Source organism: Thermus caliditerrae (genome assembly GCF_021462525.1).
GTDB lineage: Bacteria > Deinococcota > Deinococci > Deinococcales > Thermaceae > Thermus > Thermus caliditerrae.
Genome location: NZ_JAKEDT010000018.1, coordinates 42591 through 51152 on the forward strand (window position 1 = coordinate 42591; position 8562 = coordinate 51152).

Below are 8562 nucleotides of genomic sequence, written 5' to 3' on the forward strand. Positions count from 1 at the left end.
CTTAGTGCCGGAAGTGCCGCACCCCGGTGAAGACCATGGCCAGGCCCAGCTCGTCCGCCGCCCGGATGGAGTCCTCGTCCCGCACGCTTCCCCCGGGCTGGATGATGGCGGCGATCCCGAACTCTCCCGCCAGGCGCACCACGTCGTCGAAGGGGAAGAAGGCGTCTGAGGCCAGAACTGCCCCCTGGGCCTTCTCCTTGGCGGTCTTGAGGGCGTGCTTGGCGGCGGCGTAGCGGTTAGTCTGCCCCACCCCGATGCCCAGGGTCTGCCCCCCCTTGGCCACCACGATGGCATTGGAGCGCACGTGCTTCACCACCTTCCAGGCGAAGAGGAGGTCGGCCCACTCCTCCTCGCTGGGGGCCTTCCGGGTGACCACCTTGGACTCGATGGGGTCTTCGGTGTCGGCGTCTTGGAGGAGCACCCCGCCCCGGAGGCGGCGGAGGTCCAGGTAGGGGCCTTGGGCAGGAAAGGGCACCTTGAGGAGGCGCAGGTTCTTCTTCCGAGAAAAGACTTCCAGGGCCTCCTCCGTATACCCCGGGGCCAGGACCACCTCCAAGAAGACCTCCCGCATGGCCTCCGCCGTGGCTCCGTCCACCTCCCGGTTGAAGGCCACAATGCCGCCGAAGATGGAAACCGGGTCGGCCTCGTAGGCCTTGCGGTAGGCCTCCAAGGGGTCCTGCCCCAGGGCCACCCCGCAGGGGTTTTGGTGCTTGATGGCCACGCAGGCGGGCTCGCCAAACTCGGAGACCAGGTTCCAGGCGGCCTCGGCGTCCAGATAGTTGTTGAAGCTCATGGCCTTGCCCTGGAGGACCTCCGCCTGCAAAAGGGGCCCCTCCTCCCCTAAAACCCGGTAAAGCGCCGCCTCCTGGTGGGGGTTTTCCCCGTAGCGCAAGGGGCTTTCCCGCCTGAGGACCAAGAACTTCTCGGGCGGGAACTTCTCCCCGGCAAGCCACTCGGCGATGGCGGCGTCGTAGGCCGCGGTGTGGGCGAAGGCCTTGCGGGCAAGCTCTTTGCGGAACTCCGGCGTCGGGCCCTCTTTCAGGGCCTCGAGGACCCGCGGATAGTCCTCGGGGTCGCAGACGGGAAGCACCGCCAGGTGGTTCTTGGCCGCCGCCCGGAGCATGGCCGGCCCCCCGATATCGATCTGCTCCAGGGCCTCGGCGAAGGCGGCCCCGCGGGCCACGGTTTCCCGGAAGGGGTAGAGGTTCACCGCCAGCACCCCGATGCGCTCCAAGCCCAAGGCCCTAAGCTCCTCCTCCTGGTCGGGGCGGGCCAGAAGCCCGGCATGCACCTTGGGGTGCAGGGTCTTCACCCGGCCCTCGAGGACCTCAGGGAACCCCGTGAAATCCGAGATGTAGGTCACGGGAAGCCCCGTCTCCACCAAGGCTTTATAGGTCCCCCCGGTGGCGAGAAGCCGGAAGCCAAGGCCTAAGAGCCCCTCGGCAAAGGGCACCAGCCCCCGCTTATCGGAAACGGAAAGAAGCGCCCACATAAGGCGCATTCTACCGGCTACACTAAGGAGGATGAGCATCTACGAGGCCATCAAGGCGACCATCAAGGAGGCCATGAAGGCCCGGGACCAGAAGACCCTGGACTTCGCCCGGGTGGTGAAGGCGGAGCTGGACCGGAAGGGGGACGGCAAACCCCTGCCCGACGCCGAAGCGGTGAAGGTGCTGAAGGCGCTGAGGGAAATCGCCCTAGAGCAGGGCAACGCCTTTGAGGTGGCGTTTTTAGACCGCTTCCTGCCAAAGGAGATGAGCGAGGAGGAGATCGAAGCCTGGATCCGAGAAAACATCGACTTTTCCCAGTTCAAGACCCCCCTGGCGGCCATCGGCGCGGTCACCAAGGCCTTGGGCCCCAGGGCCCCCGGGGAGAAGGTGCGCCGGGTCATCGAGCGCTTAACGCGATGAGCCCCTGGAAGCGCCTCGAGCTGGAAGAAATCCTCTCCGAGCCCGTAAGGCTGGTACGGGAAAGGTTGCGCACCCACACCGGCAAGGAGCTCACCTACATCTACCGCCCTGGGCCGGTGGCGGCAAGCTTCGTCCTACCTGTAACCGCAAGGGCCACCGCCCTCCTCATCCGCCAGTACCGCCACCCCACGGGCAAGTTCCTCCTGGAGATCCCCGCGGGCAAGGTGGATCCTGGGGAAACCCCGGAGGAAGCCGCCCGGCGCGAGCTTTTGGAGGAAGTGGGTGCCCAGGCCCAGGAAGTTCTCCCCCTGCCCCCCTTTCACCCCCAACCCTCCTTCACCGCGGTGGTCTTCCACCCCTTCCTGGCCCTGGGAGCGGAGGTGGTGGCCCCTCCCCGGCTGGAAGACGGGGAACTCCTGGAGCCCCTAGAACTGCCCCTGGGAGAGCTCTACGCCCTTCTGGAACGGGGGGGGGTGGAGGACGCCTCCACGGCCCTCACCCTCTTTTACGCCCGGCCCCACCTCCGGGCTCGAGGCCTTCTCTGAGGCTCCTTCGGGGACCTAAGCCCCTTTCCAGAAGAAATGGCGCGGACGCAAAAGCCTGCGCCACTCGCGCATAAAGTGCGCCTGGGAATCGTTCGGGCTCCCTGGTAGACTGGCCCCGTATGAAACCGGAAGTGAAAACGCCCCTCCCGGGGCCCAAAGCCAAAGCCCTGATGGAAAAGGGGCAAGCGGTGCTCTCCCCTTCCTACGTGCGACCTTACCCCTTCGTCCCCGCCCGGGGGCAAGGGGTGTTCCTGGAGGACGTGGACGGCAACGTCTTCCTGGACTTCATGGCGGGGATCGCCGTGAACACCACCGGCTATGCCCACCCCAAGGTGTTGGAGGCGGTAAAGGCCCAGGCGGAGCGCTTCGCTCACGTTTGTTTCTCCGACTTCACCCATGAGCCCACCCTCTCCTTGGCAGAGCGGCTGGCCGAGAAGCTGGGCGGCGGCTACCGGGTCTTCTTCGGCAACTCCGGCACCGAGGGCATCGAGGCGGCCATCAAGCTGGTGCGCCACCACACGGGCAGGCCCTACCTCCTGGCTTTCACCGGGGCCTTCCACGGCAGGAGCCTGGGATCCCTGTCCCTCACCGCCAGCAAGAGCGCCTACCGCAAGGGCTTCGCCCCCCTCCTTCCCGGGGTGGTCCACGTGCCCTTCCCCAACCCCTTCCGTCCCCCCTTGGGGGCTAGGCCGGAAGAGGTGGGCGAGGCGGTCCTGGCGCACCTGGAGCACCTCTTCCGCACGGTCTTGCCCCCGGAGGAGGTGGCTGCCTTCTTCCTGGAGCCCATCCAGGGTGAAGGCGGGTACCTGGTGCCGCCCCCGGGCTTCATCCCCAAGCTCAAGGCCCTCCTGGAGCGGCACGGCATCCTCCTGGTGGCCGACGAGGTGCAGACGGGGGCCGGGCGCACGGGCCTTTTCTTCGCCTTGGAACACGAAGGGGTGCAGGCGGACGTGTACGTTCTGGCCAAGGGCCTGGCCTCCGGCTACCCCTTGAGCGCCCTCCTCTTCCGGGAGGAGCTCGCAAGCTGGCGCCCCGGGGCCCATGGCACCACCTTCGGCGGCCAGGCGGTCTCCGCGGCCGCAGCCCACGCCACCTTGGACCTGCTGGAAGGGGGCTTGATGGAAAACGCCACCCAGGTGGGGGCCTTTTTGCTTCAGGAGCTCCGGGGAATGCAGGCCCGCTACCCCTTCCTGGGGGACGTGCGGGGCCGGGGCCTGATGATCGGCCTGGACTTCGGCACCCCCGAGGAGGAGCGGCCCGACCTCAGGGATAAGGCGGTGGAGCTGGCCTTCCAGAAGGGGCTCCTCCTCCTCCCCGCGGGGCCTTCCGCCCTCCGCATCGCCCCACCCCTCGTCCTCACCCGGGAGGAGGCGGCCATGGGCCTGGAGATCCTCGAGGCCGTGTTCCGTAGCCTCTAGGGAAGGAAGTAGCCCAAAGAAGCGAGGGCCGGGCCACCCCCGGCCCTCGCTGCCTTCCCTTTTACTTCGGCTCACCCGGCCAGTCCCCCACCACGCCCGGGGCCGCCCATTCCATGCTGAGGAGCTCCTGCAAGGTAGCCTTTTTCCCCGCCGGGATGCGCACCATCCCCTTGCGGTCCTGGATGGGCCCGGTGAAGGGGTCAAAGGTGGGCTTGGGGCTCTGCATGTCCTTCATAAGGGCCATGATGCGGTCGTACACGCTGACCTTCTTGCCCCCAACCGTCATCTGGGCCTTCTGCAACAGGGGCACGTGCTTGGGGTTGATGGGCACCCCGTAGTCCGCCCCCATCTCCACCGCCTTGTGCTGCAGGAGCCAGAAGTAGTCCACGTTCTCTAGGTTCTTGGCGGTGTAGACCCCCTCCTTTACCCTCTTGAGGAAGTCAATGTAGATGACATCCCAGTGGACGATCTGGCCGGAAACCACGTGGTTGGGGGCGAACTTCAGCATGGGGGTGTAGTGGCCGAAAGAGTAGGCCCCCTTCTTAGCCGCGGTCTGGATGACCGTGGGGGTGTCCTCGGTGAAGGCGAAGACGTCCGCCCCCTGGGCCAGCAGGGCCTCCGTGGCCTCCCGGGCCTTGGCCGGGTCGTACCAGGCGTTGATCCAGCGCACCAGGACCTGGGCCTTGGGGTTCACCGCCCGCACCCCCAGGGTGAAGGCGTTGATGTGGCGCTTCACCTCGGGGATGGGGAAGGCGGCCACGTAGCCCACCTTGCCCGTCTTGGAAAGGGCCCCGGCCGCCAGGCCGTTCAGGTAGTAGACCTGGTAAAAGTCGGCCATGTAGGTGGCCACGTTGGGAGCCCGCTTGATCCCAGTAGCGTGGGCAAAGATGACGTTCGGGTACTTCTTCGCTCCCTCGAGGACCGCCTCCATGTACCCGAAGCTGGTGGCGAAGATCACCTGGCACCCTTCCTTCACGAAGCGGTCGATGACCGGAAGGGCCTGGGCCTCGGGCACGCTCTCCACGTACCGGGTCTCCAACCAGGGCAAGGCAGCCTCGGCCTTCTTCCGCCCCAGGTCATGGGCGTAGGTCCAGCCCGCATCCCCGATGGGCCCCACGTAGATGAAACAGGCCTTGAGCTTATCCCCTTGCCCCAAGGCCAAACCCAGAAGCACCAGCACAAGCGGCAGCAGTTTTCGCATCCTCTACCTCCCCCGCTCAAAGGGCACGCCCAGGGCCTTAGGGGCCCGGGTGCGGCCCGAGAGCGACAGGACCAGGATAACCAGAAGATAGGGCATGGCGGCAAAGGCCTCGGACGGTATAGGTACACTGCCCTGCAGGCGGAACTGCAGGAAGAAAAGTAGCCCGAAAAAGTACGCGCCGAAAACCGCCCTAAGGGGCTGCCAGGCCGCCAGGATCACCAAGGCGATGGCCACCCAGCCGAGCCCTGAGGTCATGCCGTCCGTCCAGGAGGGGCGGTAAGCCAGGGAGAGGTAGGCCCCAGCGAGCCCGACGAGCCCTCCCCCTAAGCCCAGGGCCCCATAACGCACCCCATCCACGTTCACCCCGAAGAGGTCTGCCGCCCTCGGGTTCTCCCCCACGCTGCGCAGGTACAGGCCAAAGCGGCTACCCAGCAAAAGGTAATGCAGGGCTAAAGCCAGACCCAAGGCCAAGAGGGCAAAGCCCTCCTCAGGCAGGGGGTGCGCCAGGGGCACCCCCTCGTACCGCTTCCCCAATAACCCTGAGGCTCCAAGCCCCAAGGCGGCCACCGCCAGCCCCGCCACAAACTGGTTGGCCCGGAGGGAAACCGTGAAAACTCCCAGGAAGAGCCCCAGGAACATCCCCACCCCTACCCCGGCCAAGGCCCCCAAAGCGGGACCGGCTTCCTGAGCCACCGCAAAGGCCGCCAGGGCAGAAAGGGCCATCATCCCCTCCACCCCCAGGTTCACGACCCCAGCCCGTTCGGAAAGAAGGGCCCCCAGGGAGGCCAGGAGGATAGGGGTGCCAAAGAGTACCGCACGCAACAGCGCCTCTTCCATTAGCGCCTCCAGACCAGGCGGTGGCGGCTTGCGGCCTCCGCCCCGATGAGGGCGAGGAGCAGAAGCCCAGCCACCACATCCACCACGCGAAAGGGCATGGACAGGGAAAGCTTCAGGGCATCCCCTCCAGCCAAAATCAGGCCCAGTAGGGGAGCGGTGAGGAGGACCAAGAGGGGCCTGCCCCGGGCCAGCCAGGCCGCCAGGATGGCGGTGAAGCCGTAGCCCAGAGAAATCTGAGCGGGCTCCAAGAGCCTCAGGTGGATCCCCGCCACCTCCCCTACCCCGGCGAAACCGGAAAGAAGGCCGGAAAGGGCCCCTGCCAAAAGAAGTAGCTGCCCCCCTTTCAAACCCAAGTAGCGGGCTACCTGAGGGTTCTCCCCCAGCACCCGCCACTCAAAGCCCAAGGGGGTGCGGAAGAGGAGGAGGTGCAAGGCCACCGCCGCCAGGACCCCCAGCAGCAAGGTGGGCCCGTGGACCAGGGTGTCCCCCAGCCGGGGAAGCTGGGCTTCCTGGGGAAACCGGTCGGTGTAAAGGAAGCCAAACACGAACTGCCCCTTCCAGGGACCCGCCACCAGGTAGACCACCAGGTAGTAGGCCAGGTAGTTCTGCATGAGGGTAGTGAGGATTTCGCTGGCCCCAAAGCGCACCCGGAGCCAGGCGGCCATCCCCACCCAGAAGGCCCCCAACCCCCCGCCCACGAGGAACATCAGGACCAGGGTCCAGGGGCCCGAGGGAAGAAAGAGGGCCACATAGGCCGCTCCCACCGCCCCCATGAGGAGCTGCCCTTCCGCCCCTATGTTGAAAAAGCCCACGCGAAAGGCCAGGGCCAGCCCCGAACCGATGAGGAGGAGCGGGATGGTACGCCGGGCCACCTCGGCCAGGCCCAGGCTGTCTCCCAAGGGCGAAAGGAGGAGGCCATAGGCCTTCAAGGGGGAAACCCCGTAGGCCCAGAAGAGAACGCCCAGGGCCAGGAGGGTCAAGGCCAGGAAGAGCCCATAGGTGAGGGCCACCTTCCCCGGGCTCGGGTTGGGGTCCAGCTCCCACCTCATGCTCGCCCCTCCGTCATCATGCGCCCAAGCCGCTCCCGGTCCGCCTCCTCCCGGGGCAGAGGCCCCACCAGGCGTCCGTGGTACAGGGCGGCCACCCGGTGGGAGAGGGACAAAATCTCATCTAGGTCCTCGCTCACCAGGAGAACCGCCGCCCCCTGGCGCACCAGGTCCAGGATGCGCCCGTGCACCTCCTCCGCCGCTCCCACGTCCACCCCGTAGGTGGGGTGCATGGCCAGGAGGAGTTTAGGCCCCCCCCGCAGTTCCCGGGCCAGGATCACCTTCTGGACGTTGCCGCCGGACAAAAAGCGCACCGGGGTGCGGGGCGAAGGGGTTTTTATGCCGTACTGGGCGATAAACCCCTGGGTGTCCTGCTCCAGGCGCCGGTAGTCCAGGAACCCGCCCCGGGCGTAGGACCGGTAGGTGCGTAGGGCCAGGTTTTCCGCCACGCTCATCCCCCCCACCACACCCATGGCGCGCTCCTCGGGGATGTGAGCAATGCCCAAGGAGAAGAGGCGAGCAGGATCCTTGGGGAGGGGTTTTCCCAAAAAGCGCACTTCCCCGCGGTAGGGCCTGAGGCCCGCCAGGGCCTCGAGGAGCTCCGTCTGGCCGCTTCCCGCCACCCCCGCCACCCCCAGCACCTCCCCGGCCCGCAGGGTAAAGGAAACCCCCTGCAGGGGAAAGCCGTGCCGGGGCACCAGAAGGTCCTGCACCTCCAAGACCACCTCCTCCCCTGGGGGCGGGGCCTTGGGCGGTGGGGCCACGCTCCGCCCCACCATGAGCCGCACCAGGAGGTCTTTGTCCGCCTCCCCCCGGCGCACCTCCCCCACCTTTTCCCCGCCCCGCAAGACCGCGATGCGGTCGGCGATGGCCAAGACCTCCTCCAGCTTGTGGCTGATGAAGATCACCGCCATACCCATCCCTTTGAGGCGGCGCACCTCTTGGAAGAGGCCTTCGGCCTCCTGCGGGGCGAGGACGCTGGTGGGCTCGTCCAGGATGAGGACCTTGGGCCGGTTGAGAAGGGCCCGCAGGAGCTCCACCCTCTGCTTTTCCCCCGCGGAAAGCCGCCCCACGGGGGCCTCGAGGTCCACGCCCAAGGGGTGGTCCCTGAGGAGGTCCCTCAACCGGCGCACCAGGGCACCCCGGGAGAAGAAGGCCGGCAGGTCCAGCCCCAGGGCCAGGTTCTCCGCCACGCTATGGGCCTCGATGAGCTCCGGGTGCTGGGGCACCAGGGCGATGCCTAAGCGCTGGGCGGCCCTAGGAGAAGGGATGCGCACCTCCCTACCCTCCAGGAAAATCCGCCCCTCGTCCGGGGCGTAGAGGCCGTAGAGGATGCTCACCAGCGTGGTCTTCCCTGCCCCGTTTTCCCCCAAAAGGGCGAGCACCTCTCCTGGGCCCACCTCGAGGGTCACCCGATGGTTGGCCACCACGGGGCCAAAGCGCTTGGTGATGTTCTCCAGTTGCAACATCGGCCGGGCCCAGGGCCCGGCCCTGAGGATACCACGACCTCCGTGCCCAAGGCCCAAAGAACCCTGAGGCCCAGACTTGACCGTTATACCGCATAGAGCCCCAGGAACCTGAGGGCGGAGAGGGGATGGAAGGAGA

Annotated in this window: 8 protein-coding genes; 3 read left to right on the forward strand and 5 right to left on the reverse strand. The window is 67.0% G+C overall.

The window, feature by feature from the left end; translation table 11 throughout:
- Position 1 precedes the first annotated feature (1 nt).
- Complete coding sequence (purH, locus tag L1088_RS09685) at positions 2-1492, reverse strand: bifunctional phosphoribosylaminoimidazolecarboxamide formyltransferase/IMP cyclohydrolase (RefSeq protein WP_234554816.1); 1491 nt, start codon at positions 1490-1492, stop codon at positions 2-4.
- A gap of 31 nt (positions 1493-1523) precedes the next feature.
- Here purH and L1088_RS09690 point away from each other — a divergent pair, with 31 nt between their 5' ends.
- From L1088_RS09690 to L1088_RS09700, 3 genes are all read left to right on the forward strand, one after another.
- Positions 1524-1910 carry a GatB/YqeY domain-containing protein gene (locus L1088_RS09690; RefSeq protein ID WP_038046301.1) on the forward strand — a complete coding sequence of 129 codons (387 nt, stop codon included), beginning with the start codon at positions 1524-1526 and terminating at the stop codon, positions 1908-1910.
- Positions 1907-2455, forward strand: a complete 549-nt coding sequence (locus L1088_RS09695) for an NUDIX domain-containing protein (RefSeq protein ID WP_234554817.1) — start codon at positions 1907-1909, stop codon at positions 2453-2455. Before L1088_RS09690 ends, L1088_RS09695 begins: the two co-directional genes overlap by 4 nt.
- 119 nt (positions 2456-2574) lie before the next feature.
- On the forward strand, positions 2575-3873 hold the full coding sequence (locus L1088_RS09700; protein WP_234554818.1) for an acetyl ornithine aminotransferase family protein: 1299 nt from the start codon (positions 2575-2577) through the stop codon (positions 3871-3873).
- 61 nt (positions 3874-3934) lie between these two features.
- Here L1088_RS09700 and L1088_RS09705 read toward each other — a convergent pair whose 3' ends face one another.
- From L1088_RS09705 to L1088_RS09720, 4 genes are read right to left on the reverse strand one after another with little or no spacing between them, the layout of a single operon-like run.
- Complete coding sequence (locus L1088_RS09705; RefSeq protein WP_234554820.1) at positions 3935-5074, reverse strand: BMP family ABC transporter substrate-binding protein; 1140 nt, start codon at positions 5072-5074, stop codon at positions 3935-3937.
- Positions 5075-5077: 3 nt separating this feature from the next.
- Positions 5078-5911, reverse strand: coding sequence for an ABC transporter permease subunit (locus L1088_RS09710; RefSeq protein WP_234554821.1), 834 nt, complete (start codon positions 5909-5911; stop codon positions 5078-5080).
- The gene (locus L1088_RS09715) at positions 5911-6960 is read right to left on the reverse strand and encodes an ABC transporter permease (RefSeq protein ID WP_234554822.1); all 1050 of its coding nucleotides are present in this window, start codon (positions 6958-6960) and stop codon (positions 5911-5913) included. Before L1088_RS09715 ends, L1088_RS09710 begins: the two co-directional genes overlap by 1 nt.
- Positions 6957-8426, reverse strand: coding sequence for an ABC transporter ATP-binding protein (locus L1088_RS09720; protein WP_234554823.1), 1470 nt, complete (start codon positions 8424-8426; stop codon positions 6957-6959). Before L1088_RS09720 ends, L1088_RS09715 begins: the two co-directional genes overlap by 4 nt.
- Positions 8427-8562: the final 136 nt, after the last annotated feature.